This window comes from Clostridium sp. AWRP (assembly GCF_004006395.2).
Classification (GTDB): domain Bacteria; phylum Bacillota; class Clostridia; order Clostridiales; family Clostridiaceae; genus Clostridium_B.
Genome location: NZ_CP029758.2, coordinates 4,474,933 through 4,492,649, shown reverse-complemented (window position 1 = coordinate 4,492,649; position 17,717 = coordinate 4,474,933). Strand labels below are relative to the sequence as shown.

General features: G+C 32.4%; 19 protein-coding genes. 13 read left to right on the top strand and 6 right to left on the bottom strand.

What is annotated here, in order from left to right; all coding sequences use genetic code 11:
- Positions 1 to 129 precede the first annotated feature (129 nt).
- From DMR38_RS21155 to DMR38_RS21100, 13 genes are all read left to right on the top strand, one after another.
- Positions 130 to 1,197: a nitronate monooxygenase family protein gene (locus DMR38_RS21155; RefSeq protein WP_127723672.1), complete on the top strand. Its 1,068-nt coding sequence runs from the start codon at positions 130 to 132 to the stop codon at positions 1,195 to 1,197.
- Between the two features lie 38 nt (positions 1,198 to 1,235).
- On the top strand, positions 1,236 to 1,712 hold the full coding sequence (locus DMR38_RS21150; RefSeq protein WP_127723670.1) for a MarR family transcriptional regulator: 477 nt from the start codon (positions 1,236 to 1,238) through the stop codon (positions 1,710 to 1,712).
- On the top strand, positions 1,705 to 2,685 hold the full coding sequence (locus tag DMR38_RS21145) for a beta-ketoacyl-ACP synthase III (protein WP_127723668.1): 981 nt from the start codon (positions 1,705 to 1,707) through the stop codon (positions 2,683 to 2,685). The genes DMR38_RS21150 and DMR38_RS21145 overlap by 8 nt, the downstream gene beginning before the upstream one ends.
- Before the next feature lie 69 nt (positions 2,686 to 2,754).
- Entirely contained in the window at positions 2,755 to 3,693 is a 939-nt protein-coding gene (gene fabK, locus DMR38_RS21140) for an enoyl-[acyl-carrier-protein] reductase FabK (RefSeq protein ID WP_127723666.1), read from the top strand.
- 21 nt (positions 3,694 to 3,714) lie between these two features.
- The gene (fabD, locus tag DMR38_RS21135) at positions 3,715 to 4,653 is read left to right on the top strand and encodes an ACP S-malonyltransferase (RefSeq protein ID WP_127723664.1); all 939 of its coding nucleotides are present in this window, start codon (positions 3,715 to 3,717) and stop codon (positions 4,651 to 4,653) included.
- Between the two features lie 10 nt (positions 4,654 to 4,663).
- Complete coding sequence (fabG, locus tag DMR38_RS21130; RefSeq protein ID WP_063601201.1) at positions 4,664 to 5,410, top strand: 3-oxoacyl-[acyl-carrier-protein] reductase; 747 nt, start codon at positions 4,664 to 4,666, stop codon at positions 5,408 to 5,410.
- Positions 5,411 to 5,435: 25 nt separating this feature from the next.
- Entirely contained in the window at positions 5,436 to 6,674 is a 1,239-nt protein-coding gene (gene fabF / locus DMR38_RS21125) for a beta-ketoacyl-ACP synthase II (protein ID WP_127723662.1), read from the top strand.
- A gap of 2 nt (positions 6,675 to 6,676) precedes the next feature.
- The gene (accB, locus tag DMR38_RS21120; protein ID WP_127723660.1) at positions 6,677 to 7,204 is read left to right on the top strand and encodes an acetyl-CoA carboxylase biotin carboxyl carrier protein; all 528 of its coding nucleotides are present in this window, start codon (positions 6,677 to 6,679) and stop codon (positions 7,202 to 7,204) included.
- A gap of 22 nt (positions 7,205 to 7,226) precedes the next feature.
- Complete coding sequence (gene fabZ / locus DMR38_RS21115; RefSeq protein ID WP_127723658.1) at positions 7,227 to 7,682, top strand: 3-hydroxyacyl-ACP dehydratase FabZ; 456 nt, start codon at positions 7,227 to 7,229, stop codon at positions 7,680 to 7,682.
- Between the two features lie 24 nt (positions 7,683 to 7,706).
- Positions 7,707 to 9,050, top strand: a complete 1,344-nt coding sequence (locus DMR38_RS21110) for an acetyl-CoA carboxylase biotin carboxylase subunit (protein WP_127723656.1) — start codon at positions 7,707 to 7,709, stop codon at positions 9,048 to 9,050.
- A gap of 101 nt (positions 9,051 to 9,151) precedes the next feature.
- Positions 9,152 to 10,027, top strand: coding sequence for an acetyl-CoA carboxylase, carboxyltransferase subunit beta (gene accD, locus DMR38_RS22095; protein ID WP_175413091.1), 876 nt, complete (start codon positions 9,152 to 9,154; stop codon positions 10,025 to 10,027).
- A 27-nt stretch (positions 10,028 to 10,054) separates the two neighbouring features.
- Positions 10,055 to 10,900 (top strand): acetyl-CoA carboxylase carboxyltransferase subunit alpha, encoded by an 846-nt coding sequence (locus tag DMR38_RS22090; RefSeq protein ID WP_175413090.1) that lies wholly within the window; start codon positions 10,055 to 10,057, stop codon positions 10,898 to 10,900.
- Positions 10,901 to 10,924: 24 nt separating this feature from the next.
- Positions 10,925 to 11,872, top strand: coding sequence for a phosphoglycerate dehydrogenase (locus DMR38_RS21100; protein WP_127723654.1), 948 nt, complete (start codon positions 10,925 to 10,927; stop codon positions 11,870 to 11,872).
- 72 nt (positions 11,873 to 11,944) lie between these two features.
- On the opposite strand, the gene DMR38_RS21095 is transcribed toward DMR38_RS21100, so the two are convergent.
- The 6 genes from DMR38_RS21095 to asnS all read right to left on the bottom strand — a co-directional run bounded on the left by DMR38_RS21095 (position 11,945) and on the right by asnS (position 17,567).
- A complete protein-coding gene (locus DMR38_RS21095) occupies positions 11,945 to 13,144 on the bottom strand; it encodes a S8 family serine peptidase (protein WP_127723652.1) in 1,200 nt (399 codons plus the stop codon).
- A gap of 391 nt (positions 13,145 to 13,535) precedes the next feature.
- Positions 13,536 to 14,429, bottom strand: coding sequence for a selenium metabolism-associated LysR family transcriptional regulator (locus DMR38_RS21090; RefSeq protein ID WP_127723650.1), 894 nt, complete (start codon positions 14,427 to 14,429; stop codon positions 13,536 to 13,538).
- A gap of 97 nt (positions 14,430 to 14,526) precedes the next feature.
- Entirely contained in the window at positions 14,527 to 14,958 is a 432-nt protein-coding gene (locus tag DMR38_RS21085; protein ID WP_127723648.1) for a DMT family transporter, read from the bottom strand.
- Positions 14,959 to 15,071: 113 nt separating this feature from the next.
- A complete protein-coding gene (locus DMR38_RS21080) occupies positions 15,072 to 15,536 on the bottom strand; it encodes a dUTP diphosphatase (RefSeq protein WP_127723646.1) in 465 nt (154 codons plus the stop codon).
- Between the two features lie 292 nt (positions 15,537 to 15,828).
- Positions 15,829 to 16,074, bottom strand: coding sequence for a TM1266 family iron-only hydrogenase system putative regulator (locus tag DMR38_RS21075; protein ID WP_127723644.1), 246 nt, complete (start codon positions 16,072 to 16,074; stop codon positions 15,829 to 15,831).
- Between the two features lie 101 nt (positions 16,075 to 16,175).
- Complete coding sequence (gene asnS / locus DMR38_RS21070; RefSeq protein WP_127723642.1) at positions 16,176 to 17,567, bottom strand: asparagine--tRNA ligase; 1,392 nt, start codon at positions 17,565 to 17,567, stop codon at positions 16,176 to 16,178.
- Positions 17,568 to 17,717: the final 150 nt, after the last annotated feature.

The window sequence follows — 17,717 nt, the reverse complement described above, 5'->3', positions numbered from 1 at the left end:
AATTAAATTTTAGGATATAGTAGTCTTTAATCTTAAAATTTTAAGATGCTGGACAGTTAAAAGTTTTTAATATATACTTTGAATATCAAAATATTGGAGTATCAAAAATTATTTAAAGGAGGGGGTCACATGAAATTACCTCCATTGATCATAGGAGATCTAAAAGCTAAAATACCTATTATACAAGGTGGAATGGGTGTAGGAATTTCTCTACATAATTTAGCACAGGCAGTAGCAAATGAAGGTGGTATAGGTATAATTTCTACAGTGCAGATAGGATATAGAGAACCAGATTTTGAAGCTAACCCAACAGATGCTAACCTTAGAGCATTGAGAAAGGAAATACAAAAAGCTAAAGAATTGAGTCCCAAAGGTATAATTGGAGCAAATATTATGGTGGCTATAAATGATTATAATGATATGGTAAAGACTTGTATTGAGGAAAAAGCTGATATTATAATATCTGGAGCAGGACTTCCGCTTATTTTACCTAAACTTGTTGAGGGAAGCAGCATAAAGATAGCACCTATAGTTTCTTCAGGGAAGGCAGCTTCTCTTATAATTAGACACTGGTTGAAAAAATATTCTAGACTTCCGGATTTAGTTGTAGTAGAAGGACCTAAAGCTGGGGGACATTTGGGATTTCATTTAGAACAACTACAAGAAGGAAAAGAATGCTTAGAAGATATAGTATGTGAAGTAATCAAAGTAGTTAAATATTTTAGAGAAAAATATAATAAGAATATTCCTGTAGCAGCAGCTGGTGGAATATATACAGGAGCGGATATTGCAAAATTCTTTAAGTTAGGTGTAGATGCAGTACAGATGGGAACACGTTTTGTGGCAACTGAAGAATGTGATGCTAGCATAAACTTTAAAAAGGCATATATAGATTCAAAAAAAGAGGATATAAAAATAATAAAAAGTCCTGTAGGACTTCCTGGAAGAGCTTTAAGAAATAAGCTTATAAGGCAAGCTGAAGATGGGAGAATTGCGCCTAAAAGGTGTTACAATTGTTTGAAGAAATGTAATCCTAAGGAAACTCCTTATTGTATATCCAGAGCACTGATCAATGCTGTTAAAGGAAATATAGATGAAGGGCTTATTTTTGTTGGAAGTAACGCTTATAGGGTAAACAAAATTGTAAAGGTTAAGGAACTTATAAAAGAGCTAGTTTTAGAAGCAGAAAGTATTTGATATAAGTGGAGTAAATTAATTGTTAAAGTGGTGATCTAGTGAACAAAGGTATAGATGTTATAAATGAATTGTTAGTAGATCTTTTTAACGATATTCTAGTAATAGAACAAAAATCCCTTCAATATGCGACATTTAAAGATTTATCTGTCACGGAGGTACACACTATAGAAGCTATAGGCATGGATAAACCTAAGAGAATGAAAGATGTTGCCTGTCAACTAGATATAACTATGGGAACCTTAACTACGGCCATAAATCGTTTAGAAAGAAAGCAATATGTTACACGAACAAGGAGTAAAGAAGATAGAAGAATTGTATACATACAATTAACAAAGAAAGGAAAACTTGCCTTTAGAGTTCACCATAAGTTTCATTATAATATGGTTGAAGAAATCTTAGGAGAGTTAACGGAAGGAGAAGAAGAGGTTTTAATTAAATCACTGGAGAAACTTAATAATTTCTTCAGATCAAAGTATAATCTAAAAATTGGATCAAAGGAGAAGAATAATGAATAAAGTAGAAATTATAGGCACAGGAAGCTATGTTCCTCCCAAGATTGTGGATAATAATGATCTGTCTCTCATAGTAGACACCAGTGATGAATGGATAACAAGCAGAACAGGGATAAAGGAGAGAAGGATATCTCAAGGAGAAGATACCTCAGATATGGCAACAAAAGCAGCTATGGAGGCAATTAGAGATGCTAAAATAAATGTAGAAGATATTGAACTTATAGTACTTGCAACTGTTACTCCGGATAGCTTTATGCCTTCTACCGCCTGTATAGTTCAGAAAAATATAAAGGCAGTAAATGCTACATGTTTTGATATATCGGCAGCTTGTTCAGGTTTTGCATATGCAATGGATATTGCAGTTCAATTTATAAGGGCTGGAAGATTTAAAAATGTTCTTGTCATAGGAGCAGATACATTTTCTAAAATACTTGACTGGAAAGATAGAAGCACTTGTATATTGTTTGGTGATGGTGCATCAGCTGCATTTTTGCAAAGTGGAGAAGAAGATCAGATACTTTCAATTTATACTGGATCAGATGGAAGTAAGGGAGATTCATTAACATGTCCTGCAGTAGCTGTAAACAATCCTTATGTTGATGGTGTTATAAGCCCTATTAAGAGTGTAGTTGGAATGGAAGGAAGAGAAATATTTAAATTTGGAGTAAAGGTTTTAGAAAAATCAGTTAAAGCACTGCTTCAACAGGCTGATTGTACTTTAGAGGAAATTAAATATATAATTCCTCACCAGGCAAATTATAGGATAATAGAATGTGCAGCAAAAAAACTTGGAATAGGTATGGATAGGTTTTACATCAATTTAGATAGCTATGGCAATACTTCTGCTGCAAGTATAGGGATAGCCTTAGATGAAGTTCGCAAAAAAAACTTAGTTAAAAAAGGAGATAAAATACTTATTGTAGGTTTTGGAGGAGGATTAACCTATGGAGGATTTATATTAAAGGTAAATTCATGATTGATATAAAACTCTGGAGGTTAAGAATGATGTTAGAAAAAATTAAAGAGGATAAAGGGAGGTTAATTTATGATTAATTCTGTGTTTTCAAATATGGTAGGAATAAAGTATCCAATTATTCAAGGAGCAATGGCTTGGATTGCAGATAGCTCACTGGCAGCGGCGGTGTCAAATGCAGGAGGACTTGGAATAATTACTGGAAACGCACCACTTGAATGGGTAAGAGATGAAATACGAAAGGCCAAAAAACTTACAGATAAACCTTTTGGCGTAAATATAATGCTTTTATCAGAAACAGCTGAAGCAGTAGCTAAAATGGCATGTGAAGAAAAGGTTAAAGTTGTAACTACTGGAGCAGGAAATCCAGGAAAATACATAGATATGTGGAAAGAAAATGATATAAAGGTTATGCCTGTTGTAGCATCTGTAGCATTAGCTAAAAGAATGGAAAGGGCAGGAGTGGATGCAGTTATTGCAGAAGGTTGTGAATCTGGAGGACACGTAGGAGAACTTACTACTATGGCATTAGTACCTCAAGTAGTAGATGCTGTAAGTATTCCTGTAATTGCAGCAGGTGGTATTGGAGACGGAAGAGGTGCAGCAGCTGCTTTTATGTTGGGAGCTCAGGGAATACAGCTTGGGACTAGGTTTTTAGTTGCAAATGAATGTACAGTCCATGCAAATTATAAAGAAAAAGTGTTAAAGGCAAAAGATATAGATACCCAGGTTACAGGAAGGGTGACAGGCCATCCTGTTCGTGTTCTTAGAAATAAATTAGTGAGAAAATTTCAGTTGCTAGAGAAAAATGGATCACCTATGGAAGAATATGAAAAGTTAGGAAGAGGGGCTCTTGCAAGGGCAGTTCGTGAAGGAGATATAGATAATGGTTCTGTTATGGCAGGTCAAATAGCAGGGCTTGTATGTAAAGAACAAAGCTGTGATGAGATTATTCATGAAATATTTAAAGAAACTCAAGAGAACTTAAAAAGAGTTCAAAATATGTTTTAAAGATAATATTTGGAGGTACATATGGGTAAAATAGCTTTTTTATTTTCAGGACAGGGAGCCCAGTACGTAGGTATGGGAAAAGACCTTTTTGAAAATATAGATGTATGTAAAAATGTGTTTAAAGATGCGGATGAGGTGTTGAATTTTTCAATAAGTAATATGTGTTTTGAAGGTCCAGAAGAAGATTTAAACAAAACTGAAAATACCCAACCTGCAATTTTGACTACAAGCATAGCAGCTTTAAGAGCATTGGAGGGCTTTGGAATTAAGCCAGATATAGCGGCAGGTTTAAGTCTTGGCGAATATTCAGCTCTTGTATGCAGCGGTGCTATGGGATTTAAAGAAACAGTCTCCCTAGTTAAAAAGAGAGGAAAGTATATGCAGGAGGCAGTGCCTGAAGGTATTGGAACAATGGCTGCAATATTAGGATTAGATTATGTAAAAGTGGAAAAAATATGCGCAGATAGTTCTTCTTTTGGTATAGTGGAAACTTCAAATATGAATTGTCCTGGTCAGGTAGTAATTGGAGGAGAAATAGAAGCAGTAAAAGCTGCTTGTAAACTAGCAAAAGAGCGAGGAGCTCGCAGAGCTATAGAACTTTCAGTTAGCGGACCTTTTCATACTTCTATGTTGAAGCCAGCAGCAGAAAAGTTAGAAGGAGAATTAAATAAATTATCTCTTAAGGAATTTTCCATTCCAGTTGTAACAAATGTTACAGGGGAGGTAATTGAAAAATTGGATAAGGTAAAACCTTATTTGAGAAGGCAGGTTATGAGCACCGTACTCTTTGAAAAAAGTATAAATACTATGCTTGAAGCAGGGGTAGATGCGTTTGTAGAAATAGGGCCTGGAAAAGTTTTGAGTGGATTTGTAAGAAAAATAGACAGAAAAGCCCTTATATTGAATGTTCAGGATATTAAATCATTAAATTCTACTGTGGAAGAATTAAAAAATAGATAGGAGAATTAAAATGGATATTGTTAGTAAAAAGGTAGCAGTAGTTACAGGTGGAGCTAAAGGCATTGGAAGAGCCATTGCACTTAAATTGGCAGAAGACGGATTTAATATAGTAGTTAATTATAGAAGTAGCTTAAATTCAGTAGAAGAAGTAATAGGTGAAATTAAGAAAAGAGGTTCTGAAGCTATCGCAGTGCAGGGTGATGTAAGTGTATTTGAAGATGCAAAAAATATTATGAAGCAAGCAGTAGATACTTTTGGTAGAATAGATGTACTTGTAAATAATGCAGGGATAACTAGAGATGGATTGATACTTAGAATGAAAGAGGAAGACTTTGATAAGGTAATAGAGGTAAACTTAAAAGGAGCCTTTAATTGTATAAGACATGTGAGTCCTATAATGGTTAAACAAAGAAGTGGTAAAATAATAAGTATATCTTCAGTAGTAGGAGTCACAGGGAATGCTGGTCAGGTAAACTATTCTGCAGCAAAAGCCGGAATAATAGGCATTACGAAGTCTACAGCCAGGGAATTAGCATCGAGAGGAATAAATGTGAATGCTGTAGCACCTGGTTTTATAAAAACCGATATGACAGAAGTTCTTTCAGATAAAGTTAAAGATGCTACATTAAATAATATACCTCTAAAAAAATTTGGCAGTGCTGAAAATGTAGCAAACGTAGTAGCTTTTTTAGCATCTTCTAGTGCAGATTATGTAACAGGTCAGGTAATAAACGTAGACGGTGGAATGGTAATGTAAAAATTTTAAGGGTTGGTGAAAAGATATGAAAAAAAGAGTAGTAATTACAGGACTCGGGGCAATTACACCAGTAGGAAATGATACCGATACATTTTGGAATAATATAAAAAATGGAGTTTGTGGAATAGATTTTATTAAGGCTTTTGATGCAGAAAATTATAAAGCAAAAGTTGCAGCAGAAGTTAAAGGATTTGATCCACATGAGCGTTTAGACAGAAAAGAATCAAAAAGATTTGATAGATTTTGTCAGTTTGCTATGGTTTCAGCAATGGAAGCAGTAGAAGATTCTAAACTTGATATTGAGGGTGTAGAGAAAGAAAGATTTGGAGTAGTTATTGGCTCAGGTATAGGTGGAATAGGAACTATAGAAAAACAGCATTCTGTGTTAGAGGAAAAAGGACCTAACAGAATAACTCCTTTATTTATACCAATGATTATAAGTAATATGGCTGCTGGAAATATAGCTATAAAATTTGGAGCTAAGGGACCATGCAGTAATATAGTTACAGCTTGTGCTACAGGTACAAATTGTGTAGGTGAAGCTTTTAGAATGATTAAAAATAATCTGGCAGATGTAATGATAGCAGGTGGAACCGAAGCATGTATTACACCATTATCTATGGCTGGATTTGCTGCAGCAACTACTTTAACTAAGAGTACAGATCCTAAAAGAGCATCTGTTCCTTTTGATAAGGAAAGGGATGGATTTGTAATGGGAGAAGGTTCTGGCATATTGATATTGGAGTCTTTAGAGCATGCTAAAAAAAGAGGAGCTAAAATATATGCAGAATTAGTTGGATATGGTTTTACATGTGATGCATATCATATGACATCACCAGCACCAGGTGGTGAAGGTGCGGCAAGGGCTATGAGCCTTGCTATAGAAGAAGCTGGGATTGAAAAAGAAGAAGTATCTTATATAAATGCTCATGGAACAAGTACAAAAATAAATGATAAAGTTGAAACAGAGGCAATTAAAAAAGCTTTTGGAGATTATGCTAAGAATATACCTATAAGCTCTACAAAATCAATGACTGGACATTTGCTTGGAGCTGCAGGAGCAATAGAGGCTATAATAAGTGTTAAGGCTTTAGAAGAAGGAATTATACCTCCTACAGTAGGATATAAAGTTCAGGATGAGGAATGTGACTTAGATTATGTTCCAAACAAGGCAAGAGAGGCTGAACTTAAATATGTTATGTCTAATTCTTTAGGATTTGGTGGACATAATGCAGTGATTTTATTAAAAAAGTGGAGTGAGTAAATATGGATTTTAAAGCAATTGAAAATATGATAAAAACTATGGATAATTCAAAGCTTGGATATTTAGAAGTTAATTGGGATAACGTATCTATAATTATGAAAAAGCAGGGTGAAGAAGGAAACATAAAACAGGTAAACATAGTAAAAGAAAATGGAGAAAATATAAAACCTGTTTTTGAAAAACAAAGTGACAAAATTGAAGTAAAAGAAGATAATATAGATAAGGTTAAAAAATCTGAAGAAAAAAAAGATGACAATATAGAAGATGACAATATAGAAGATGATAACATAAAAGAAGTAAAGTCACCTATAGTAGGTACTTTTTATAATTCATCAGGACCTGAAAAACCTGTTTTCGTAAATGTAGGATCTAAAGTAAAAAAAGGAGATACTCTGTGTATAATAGAAGCTATGAAACTTATGAATGAGATTCAAAGCGAAGTGGATGGAGAAGTAGTGGATATTTTAGTTGAGAATGAACAGATGGTAGAGTATGGTCAGCCACTATTTAAAATAAAAACTGAAGCTTAATAGCTGTGGGAGGAGAATACTTATGGAACAAGATGAATTTAATGTGAACTTTGGAATAAATGAAATAAAAAAAATTATTCCTCATAGATATCCGTTTCTTTTGTTGGATAAGGTAACTTATATGGAGTCAGGTAAAAAAGTTATAGCATATAAGAATGTTACTGCTAATGAATATTTTTTTCAGGGACATTTTCCAGAAGAACCTGTAATGCCTGGAGTACTTATAATAGAAGCATTAGCTCAGGCTGGAGCTGTAGCTATTTTAAGCAAAGAAGAATTTAAAGGCAAAATAGCTTTCTTTGGAGGGATAAATAAAGCAAAATTCAGAAGAAAGGTAGTGCCTGGAGATACACTTAAATTAGAAGCAGAGATTGTAAAAATTAAAGGACCTGCAGGAATTGGAAAGGCAGTAGCATATGTGGAAGGCAAAAAAGCTGCTGAAGGTGAATTGTTGTTTATGATAGGAGACAAAAATTAGATTGTCAGGAGTTGAATTTTAAAAGTGTTTAATAAGATTTTGATTGCCAATAGAGGAGAAATAGCAGTTAGGATAATTAGAGCCTGCAGGGAAATGGGGATAGAAACTGTAGCAGTGTATTCAGAAGCAGACAGGGATGCACTTCACACTCAGATGGCAGATGAAGCCATATGTATAGGACCGGCATCTCCTAAAGAAAGTTATTTAAACGTACAAAATATAATAAGTGCTACAGTTTTATCAGGAGCTCAAGCTATTCATCCTGGATTTGGTTTTTTATCTGAAAACAGTAAGTTTGCAAGTATATGTGAACAGTGTAATATTACGTTTATAGGTCCTACTCCAGAATGCATTGACAGTATGGGCAATAAGTCTAATGCCAGAGATATAATGGGAAAGGCAGGAGTTCCTATCGTTCCAGGGTCAGATGGTGCTATAAAAACAAATGAAGAACTTTTGGAAACTGCAAGAAAAATAGGATATCCAGTTATGATAAAAGCCTCTGCAGGCGGTGGTGGACGTGGCATAAGAGTTGTATATGATGAATCCGAGATTATAAAAAATTATGAAAATGCTAAAGCTGAAGCTAGTGCAGCTTTTGGAGATGATACTATATACTTGGAAAAGTTTATAGAAAGGCCAAAGCATGTAGAAATTCAGATACTTGGAGATAATTTTGGAAATGTAGTTTATCTGGGAGAAAGAGACTGCTCCATGCAGAGAAGAAATCAAAAAGTAATGGAAGAAGCACCTAGCAAGGTAGTTACGGAAGAACTTAGAAAATCCATGGGAGAAACAGCTGTAAGGGCAGCAAAGGCTGTACATTATAATAATGCTGGGACTGTAGAATTTCTTTTAGACAAAAATAATAATTACTATTTCATGGAGATGAATACTCGCATTCAAGTAGAACATGCTATAACAGAAATGGTAACAGGTATAGATCTTGTAAAAGAACAGATAAAAATTGCAGCAGGAGAAAAGTTGGATTTTTCTCAGGATGATGTTAAAATAACTGGTCATTCTATAGAATGCAGAATAAATGCAGAAGATGTAAAAAGAGGTTTTATGCCTTCTCCAGGAAAGATAAAAGACTTATATGTACCTGGAGGTTTTAATGTAAGAGTAGATAGTGCAGTGTACTCGGGATATAATATTCCTCCCTATTATGATTCTATGATAGCAAAGCTCATTGTATATGGAAAAGATAGAGATGAAGCTATATGTAGAATGAGAAGGGCTCTGGGAGAATTTATTATAGAAGGAGTTAGTACCAATATAGACTTCCAATTTGAACTCATAGATAGTAAGGAATTTATAGAAGGAACTTATGATACAAAGTTTATAGAAAATAATTTCAAGTATTAATTCCTTCCTTTATTTGTAGTAAAATAGTTATATTGCTTTACTATAAAATAAATTGACTATTTACGATTTGGTGGTCAATCTTATAAGAGAGGTGATAAAGCTTGTTAAATAAATTCTTTAAAAAAACAAAATATATTACAGTTAGTCAGAGGGCTTTAAATAATATCCATGAAGATTTAGATTCAAAGCCAAGTATACCAAATGGAATGTGGGTAAAATGTGATGGATGTGGTAAGGTACTGTATAAGCAGGATTTAGAAAAAAATAATAGAGTATGTCAGTATTGCAAGCATCATTTTAGGATGAATGCTAAAGAAAGAATAGATCTTATAACAGATAAAGATAGCTTTTGCCAATTTGATGAAAACATGACGTCTACTAATCCTATAGGATTTAAAGGATATGAAGATAAAATCAGCAATATGCAGAAAAAGACTAATCTCAAAGAAGCTGTAATTACAGGAAAGGGTACCATAGGAGGAGAGTCTGCAGTAATTTGTGTTATGGATAGTAATTTTATGATGGGAAGCATGGGTTCCGTGGTAGGAGAGAAAATTACCAGAGCTGTAGAAAAAGCTATTGAGTTAAAAATACCTTTGATTATTTTTACAGCTTCTGGAGGTGCTAGAATGCAGGAAGGTATTTTTTCGTTAATGCAGATGGCAAAGATAAGCGGAGCTATAAATAGGTTGAATGACGCAGGACTTTTATATATATCGGTTCTTACAGATCCTACTACTGGTGGAGTTACAGCAAGTTTTGCTATGCTTGGTGATATAATTTTAGCGGAACCTGGAGCGCTCGTGGGATTTGCAGGGAAGAGAGTAATAGAGCAGACCATAAAGCAAAAACTTCCTGAGGGATTTCAAAGTGCAGAATTTCTATTAAAACATGGATTTGTAGATAGTATAGTTTCAAGGGAAAATTTAAAGAATACCTTGAAGAAGATATTGTATATTCATAATAGGAATAGGTAAATTTTCTAAATGAAAGGAAGCTCTTATATGGAAAAATTAGAAAAGGTTCAAAAAATTTTTAATAAAAAATTTGAGAGTAAAAATGCGTGGGATAGGGTTACTTTAGCTAGAATGATAGAAAGACCAACTTCACTTGATTATATAAATAGAATATTTGACTCTTTTATGGAGCTTCATGGAGATAGATATTTTAATGATGATCCTTCTGTAGTAGGAGGTATTGGATTGTTAAATGGTGAACCTGTAACCATTGTGGCCCAGCAAAAAGGTAGGAATACACAAGAAAATATAAAGAGAAATTTTGGTATGCCAGAGCCTGATGGATATAGAAAAGGATTAAGACTTATGAAACAGGCAGATAAATTTGATAGGCCTATTATATGTTTTGTGGATACACCTGGAGCCTTTTGCGGCATGGAAGCAGAGGAAAGAGGACAGGGAGAGGCAATAGCCAAAAATCTAATGGAGATGTTTAATTTAAAAGTACCTATAATATCTATAATAGTTGGAGAAGGTGGAAGTGGTGGCGCCCTTGCTTTCGCTGTAGCGGATTCAGTTTGGATGCTGGAGAATTCTATATATTCTATTTTAACCCCGGAAGGTTTTGCAGGTATACTATGGAAAGATGCTTCCAAAGCTAAGGAAGCAGCTGAGATTATGAAAATTACAGCTCAAGATTTAAAAAAATACGGTATAATAGATAAAATATTAAAGGAACCTGCAGGAGGGGCACAAAAAGATGTAGATAAAATGGCCTGCACCATAAAAGAAGAACTTATAGAAAAAATAGGTATACTTAGGAAAAGATCTAAAGAAGAATTACTCGAGCAAAGGTACAATAAATTTAGAAAAATGGGTAAGTTTATGGAATAAGTGGATTTTATAGGGGTGAGTCTTATGGGAATTAAATTACTGTGTACTCGTGACTTTGGTAAGAAAAGTATCAATGGCATACAAAGATTAGGATATGACATAGAAGTAGTTGAAGATGACAATTTGTATTATAAGGATGAATTTAAGGATGCAGAGGTTTTGTTATGCTATGATCCTTTTAAAACTCTAGATATAGGTAAAATGAACAAGCTAAAATGGATACAGCTTTTTAGTGTTGGAATAGATCAGGCTCCCAAGGATGATATTAGAAAGAAAAATATAATTTTGACTAATAATAAAGGTGGATATAGTATACCTATGGGAGAATGGATAGTATTAAAGATATTAGAAATGTTAAAACACAGTCAGAAGTTCTATGAAAAACAAAAAAATAAGATCTGGAAAATGGATATGGGAATATTGGAGTTGTGGGGCAAAACGGTAGGATTTATAGGTACAGGTAGTATAGCTAAAGAAGCGGCAAGTAGATTGAAACCATTTGGTGTAAAAATTTTAGGCTTAAATACAAAGGGCAGTGACGTGGAACATTTTGATAAGTGTTTCTCTTTGGAAAATGTAGAAGATATGTTAAAGTTATCTGATATAGTAGTAGTGTCTATTCCCTATACTAAGAAAACTAATCATTTAGTAAATGAAAATTTATTTAAAAGTATGAAAAATGGAGTTTACATAGTGAACATTGCAAGAGGATCTATATTAGATGAAAAAGCTTTGATAAAAAATATAAAAAATGGGAAAATAGCAGGAGCTGCTTTAGATGTAGTAGAAAATGAGCCTTTAGATGAAAGTAGTCCTTTTTGGAAATTTGAAAATGTAACTATAACGCCTCATAATTCTTGGGTATCGGATCAAGTGGATATTAGGAGATTTAATATGATTTATGATAATCTAAAAAGATATGCATCAGGAGATAAGTTAGTAAACATAGTAGATATAAATAAGGGTTATTAGAATTAAATTATATTTTGTTAAATGATAAACTACAAAGAATAGATAAAACTATTCATTTGTAGTTATTTTTATTTAAGGCAATAATTTATTTAAATCCAACATACCAGAACCTTGACACCACTTTGGTATGTTGAGCAGGTTGCAGGATATTTTTAAAAGAGAACTTAGATCATTGAAAGTGAGCTCAGGGTTATTTTCATACATTAAGGCACATACACCACTTATATAGGCCGCGGAACAGGAGGTGCCAGTATAATATACATATGGATTTTCAAGCGGTTTTGGATATAATTTCGCTCCATTTCGCTGGGGTATATATTGTGTATTTGAATTTATAGAGCATATATTTACGCAGGCAGCACTCAGGTCAGGTTTCTGAACTTTATTAATAGGACCGCAGGAAGAGTATTTATAGGGTTTAATATCTTTAAAAGTTGTATCAACGCCTGCAGCAGTTATACAATTGTTTAAAATGGCAATGCCTTTTATGCTGCCTTGAAGGTTACCTCGGTGACCAGATGGTACTATAATTGTTATGTTTAATTTAACAGCTATTTGAAACATTTTTTCAAATAAGGATAGTATAAAATGATTATCCATATCTAGTTCAAAGGGAAGGCAAATTATTTTTATTTTTTCATCTGAGCTTTCATTCAATAATAGCTGAAGTGAAAATAATATATCGGATACATAGCCTTTACCAAGAGCATTAAAGGCTTTTATAGAGTAAATACTGCTGTTTTCTGCAATACCTTTGTATAACCCTTTGGACTCAATACCACTGCCGCACATAATTCCACTCATAAAAGTACCATGTCCATTGTCATCGTAGGGGTATTTGTATGAGTTTATTAAATCCACAAATTTTGCTATTTTATTTTTAGGATTCAAAAGATCTGGATGGGGATAAGAACCAGAGTCTATTAACCCTATACATACATTTTTGCCTGTGAGCTTGTAGTTATCCTCAAATACTGCACCATTTGAAGCAAGAATGCTATTATTACCACATAGTAGAGCACAGCAGTCATTTATTACGTAACGTACTTGAGGAAATTCTATTATTCTGTTTATAGAACGAGAAGTTAAGGTTGCACATATGCAATTTATAATGGGAATTGAACGTATTACTTTACCGTTGTACAGCTTTACCTTCTTTTCTATAGTTTCCGTAAGGGAAGTGCATTTTATTATAACTCTGTAAGTTTTATATAATCCCTTGTCCATTGATAATTTTAGGTTAAGTTCCAATTTGCTTTTTATGGAAAACATATTATTCTCCTTAAAATTTATTACAATATATTATAATGCTTATTACAGTATATGTGCTATAGTTAATAGTTAAGAATGAAGAATTAAAAACTCAACTTTGGCAGTTTAAAAAAATTACGAAGCAATTTGCTTAGTTGAAAGTTGACAATTGATAGTGGACAGTGAAGGTTGATTTTTTTCCGTTTCACTACAAAAAATCTTTAATTAAATTTTTGATAGCCCGGTTTTGCTAAAGCAAAACATTGATGGTTTTATAAATTTAAAGATTTTTTGCGATAGCTAAAAATCATCCTTTACTGTCAATTGTCCACTATCAACTTTCAACTAAAAAAGTTACGTCATAATTTTTTTATATAAGTTAATTTAGAAACCTAAAACCCCCTATATCATACTAATCTATCTTAAAACATTTTTTACAAAAATTAAAAAATGATTTTGCTGTTGGAGTAAGAGATCTCTTAGAACTTATAATAAGATATATGGATCTAGTTAGTGGAATATCCTTTATAGTACTTTCCTTTATCAATCCTAGGGATATATAATTTTTAAGTACTTGCTTTGAAACTACAGCTATACCAAATCCCTTCCTTACAAATTGTATAAGAGAGCCTATATTATTTACTTCTAAACATGAAGTTATGTGAGAAGTGCTATATCCATTCTTTGTTAATGTATCTTCAAATGTCTTTCTTGTAGCAGAGCCTTTTTCTCGTAATATAAAATTGTATTTAAAAAGGGAAGGTATGTCTATAATATCGGGAATATTAAAGGAAGGATGAGATATAATAACTAGCTCATCTTTAGTTAGTTCATAACTTTCAATTTTTTCATCGTCTATAGGTTCTCCTATTAGTCCAATTTCAAAATTAAATTTTATTATGTTATCAATTATTTTTGAAGAGTTTAATTCTAATACATCGAAGGTTACACCAGGATGTATATTATGAAATTTTTCTATTAAGGAAGGAACTAAAGTGTTACAGGGAGTAGTACTAGAAGCTAATTTCAAATTACCAGCTATAGTTTCGTTAAAATTAGTTAACGTATATATGGCGTTGTCACGGATTTCTAAAATTTCTAATGCAAAGTTTAGAAAAGATTCTCCTGCAGGAGTAAGACGTACCTCTTTAGAAGTCCTATCAAATAAATATACTTTTAATTCTTTTTCTAAACTAGAAATGTGAGAACTAATGGCAGGCTGAGATAAAAAACTGAAATTTGCAGCCTTTGAAAAGCTTTTAAATTTGGCTACATTTATAAAAGCTTCTATTTGTTTAAAATCCATTGAAAATTCCCCCTTAAAATGGCAGCTTTACTTTTTTAACATATCCTGTATTAATTATATATTTATTTAATTAATTAGTCTAATATATTAAAAATATCTAACTTTTCCATTTAAGTAGTATTATACCTAAAACCATCATAGTCAATCCTAGTATTTTATTTGTTGTAAAACTTATTTTTTGGGAATCAAACAATCCCCAAAAATCAATTAAGGCTGCAGTAGCAAGTTGAGCAACTAAAATTATTGCAATAGAATGAGTTGGCCCTAGAAATTTAATGCCTTGTATTACAGTTACTGTTATGATTATACCTAAAACTCCACCTAAAAGGTATAATTTTTTGCAGCAGCCTATGTTTTGCAAGTTGTTTTTTTTGTTAAAAAAAGCTAAGATAAGGGCTATTACAAACCCCGTGCCTTGAACTATTGTAGTTGTGACCCATAACCCTAATTTATCACTCAATCTAGTATTGAATACACCCTGAATGCTCATGCTTATTCCTGCTACTATTGAATAAAGTATACCAAACAATTTATATCGCCTCCCACAGTAGTTTAACCGTAGGAGATCTATATTATTAAAACTTTGTTTGTAAAAAATATTCTCAAGGCTATCCACTTGAGAATATTAGAAGTTAAATTTATTTACATAAGAACAGAATGTTTAGAATAGAAAGCATTTTCTATAGTTTTATTAGAAAAACCTAGGCTGTATCCTAAACTTAAAAAGTCTTCAAATAAAGTTATGTAATGATCTTTAGATGAACAGACGATAAAGTCATTTATATCAATATATAAATTTAAGAATTGAGAGGTAATATCTCCATCGTTGGTTTTTACGTTTATTTTAATATCAGTAAATTCTTTTTCAAGTCCTAGAGTTAGTATAAAATTTAAAGAATTTATATACTCCTTTAAAATTAAATCATTATTTGCAGTTACATCATTACTCCAAAAATTAAAACACTGGGTTTCATTAGCCAGTTCAGCCATCTTTACTTGAAGTGCAAGAGTTTCCTTTGAAATTAAAGAATCTTTTTTTATAGAAATGTTACTTCTAATTCTGCTATTTAAATTTTCTTGTAATTCAAATAATTTTACTATATTCATGTATAGGCCGCCTTTCTTTATATATAATTATTATAAAATTTTTTTAAAATGACTTTTCCTACATATTATATTTTAGCGAAATTTAATAAATATTGAAACAATGTGCAACCGGTTACAATGAAAAAAATTATAAAAATTTATAAATTTTTATAATTTTTCGTATAAAGTAATTTTAATGTCAAAAGTAAAAGGTTTACAAAATAATTTTATTATGTAAGGATATTTTGAACACAAAAATAAGACCTCCTTAATTTTATGTAAATTTTAGAAGCCTTATTCTTATTTAATAAAGTTACTTTTTAGTTATAGCAGTTTTTACCGTTATACCATCCATTTTACCTAACTTGCCAGTCATGGAACTTATCTCATCTGAGGTACCGTCTACTATCACTGATATAACTGAAACGTTTCTTTCTCTGTATGGAATGCCTAATCTTCCTACTATGATATTTGAAAAAGAGTGAAGTATAGTATTTACTTTTGGAGAGTTTTCAAGGTTGTTTACTACTATACCAACTACACCTATTCTTTTTTCCATACAACATTACCCCCCTTAAGGCATTTGAAAGAAAATAACAAGTTAAAAATAGGCTAGCATACTGACTAGTTATTTTTTGAAAATGCCTAACAATCAGTGCATTAAAATTCAGCAGAACCAGTTGTTCTAGGAAATGGAATTACATCTCGTATATTAGACATACCAGTTATGTACATTAGTATTCTTTCAAACCCAAGACCAAAACCGGAATGTTTAGTTTCTCCATATTTTCTAAGTTCTAAGTACCACCAATAATCTTTTTTATTAAGTCCAAGCTCTTCTATTCTTTTTTCAAGAACTTTATATCGTTCTTCTCTTTGGCTTCCTCCAATTATTTCTCCTACTCCTGGTACTAAAAGATCTGCAGCTGCAACTGTTTTCCCATCTTCATTTTCTCTCATATAGAATGCTTTTATAGCTTTTGGATAATCGGTAACAAATATAGGCTTTTTAAATACTTTTTCAGTTAGATATCTTTCATGTTCTGTTTGAAGGTCAATACCCCACTCTACTGGATATTCAAATGATGCTCCACTTTTCTTTAGTATATCCACAGCCTCAGTGTAAGTTATTCTACCAAATTCTGAATTAGCTACATTATCTAATCTATTAAATAAAGTTTTATCTATGAAAGAATTGAAAAAGGCCATTTCTTCTGGTGCATTTTCAAGCACGTAATTTATTATATATTTTACTAGTTCCTCTGCTACATCCATATAATCTTTTAACTCAGCAAATGCCATTTCAGGTTCTATCATCCAAAATTCAGCAGCGTGTCTAGCTGTGTTTGAATCCTCTGCTCTAAAAGTAGGACCAAAAGTATATACATTTCTAAAAGCAAGAGCCATAGTTTCTGCTGACAATTGGCCACTTACAGTTAAGTTTGTTTCTTTACCAAAGAAATCCTTTGAAAAGTCTACGCTGCCATCTTCCTTTTTAGGAATGCTATTTAAATCCATGGAAGTTACTTTAAACATTTCTCCAGCACCTTCACAGTCACTTCCAGTTATTAAAGGTGTATTTGCATATACAAATCCTCTTTCCTGGAAGAATTTATGAACTGCATAGGCTGCTATAGAACGAACTCTAAATACTGCAGAAAAAGTATTGCTTCTTGATCTCAAGTGAGCGATGGTTCTAAGATATTCTAAAGTATGTCTTTTCTTTTGAAGAGGGTAGTCTGAAGATGAATTACCTTCTAATGTTATTTTCTTGGCCTGTATTTCAAAAGGCTGCTTTGCATTAGGTGTAAGAACCAAGGTGCCCTCTATAGACAATGATGAACTGATAGCTAATTTTGTTAGTTCTTTAAAGTTAGTCAATTTTTCATCAAAGACTATTTGGATGTTTTTGAAGAATGATCCATCATTTAATTCTATAAAGCCGAATGATTTAGAATCTCTTAGGGTTCTAATCCAGCCTGAAATTTTAATATCTTTGTTTACAAATTTTTCAGTTTCTCTATAAAGAGATCTTATCAATGTGGTTTCCATAAATTTTCCTCCATAGGTACATTGTATTTTAAATTTTCATAACTGCTTTAAAATATTGGATTAACTGAATACACAGTTTTTAAGATTAGTATGAACTATATAAATAGGTTCTTGGTATCAGAGGGAGTTTTAACTCTATCTGATGCTTAG

Coding starts and splice junctions, on each gene's coding strand:
- DMR38_RS21155 (WP_127723672.1), top strand. CDS start 130: ATGAAATTACCTCCATTGATCATAGGAGATCTAAAAGCTAAAATACCT.
- DMR38_RS21145 (WP_127723668.1), top strand. CDS start 1,705: ATGAATAAAGTAGAAATTATAGGCACAGGAAGCTATGTTCCTCCCAAG.
- fabK (WP_127723666.1), top strand. CDS start 2,755: ATGATTAATTCTGTGTTTTCAAATATGGTAGGAATAAAGTATCCAATT.
- fabD (WP_127723664.1), top strand. CDS start 3,715: ATGGGTAAAATAGCTTTTTTATTTTCAGGACAGGGAGCCCAGTACGTA.
- fabG (WP_063601201.1), top strand. CDS start 4,664: ATGGATATTGTTAGTAAAAAGGTAGCAGTAGTTACAGGTGGAGCTAAA.
- fabF (WP_127723662.1), top strand. CDS start 5,436: ATGAAAAAAAGAGTAGTAATTACAGGACTCGGGGCAATTACACCAGTA.
- accB (WP_127723660.1), top strand. CDS start 6,677: ATGGATTTTAAAGCAATTGAAAATATGATAAAAACTATGGATAATTCA.
- fabZ (WP_127723658.1), top strand. CDS start 7,227: ATGGAACAAGATGAATTTAATGTGAACTTTGGAATAAATGAAATAAAA.
- DMR38_RS22090 (WP_175413090.1), top strand. CDS start 10,055: ATGGAAAAATTAGAAAAGGTTCAAAAAATTTTTAATAAAAAATTTGAG.
- DMR38_RS21100 (WP_127723654.1), top strand. CDS start 10,925: ATGGGAATTAAATTACTGTGTACTCGTGACTTTGGTAAGAAAAGTATC.
- DMR38_RS21095 (WP_127723652.1), bottom strand. CDS start 13,144: ATGTTTTCCATAAAAAGCAAATTGGAACTTAACCTAAAATTATCAATG.
- DMR38_RS21090 (WP_127723650.1), bottom strand. CDS start 14,429: ATGGATTTTAAACAAATAGAAGCTTTTATAAATGTAGCCAAATTTAAA.
- DMR38_RS21080 (WP_127723646.1), bottom strand. CDS start 15,536: ATGAATATAGTAAAATTATTTGAATTACAAGAAAATTTAAATAGCAGA.
- DMR38_RS21075 (WP_127723644.1), bottom strand. CDS start 16,074: ATGGAAAAAAGAATAGGTGTAGTTGGTATAGTAGTAAACAACCTTGAA.
- asnS (WP_127723642.1), bottom strand. CDS start 17,567: ATGGAAACCACATTGATAAGATCTCTTTATAGAGAAACTGAAAAATTT.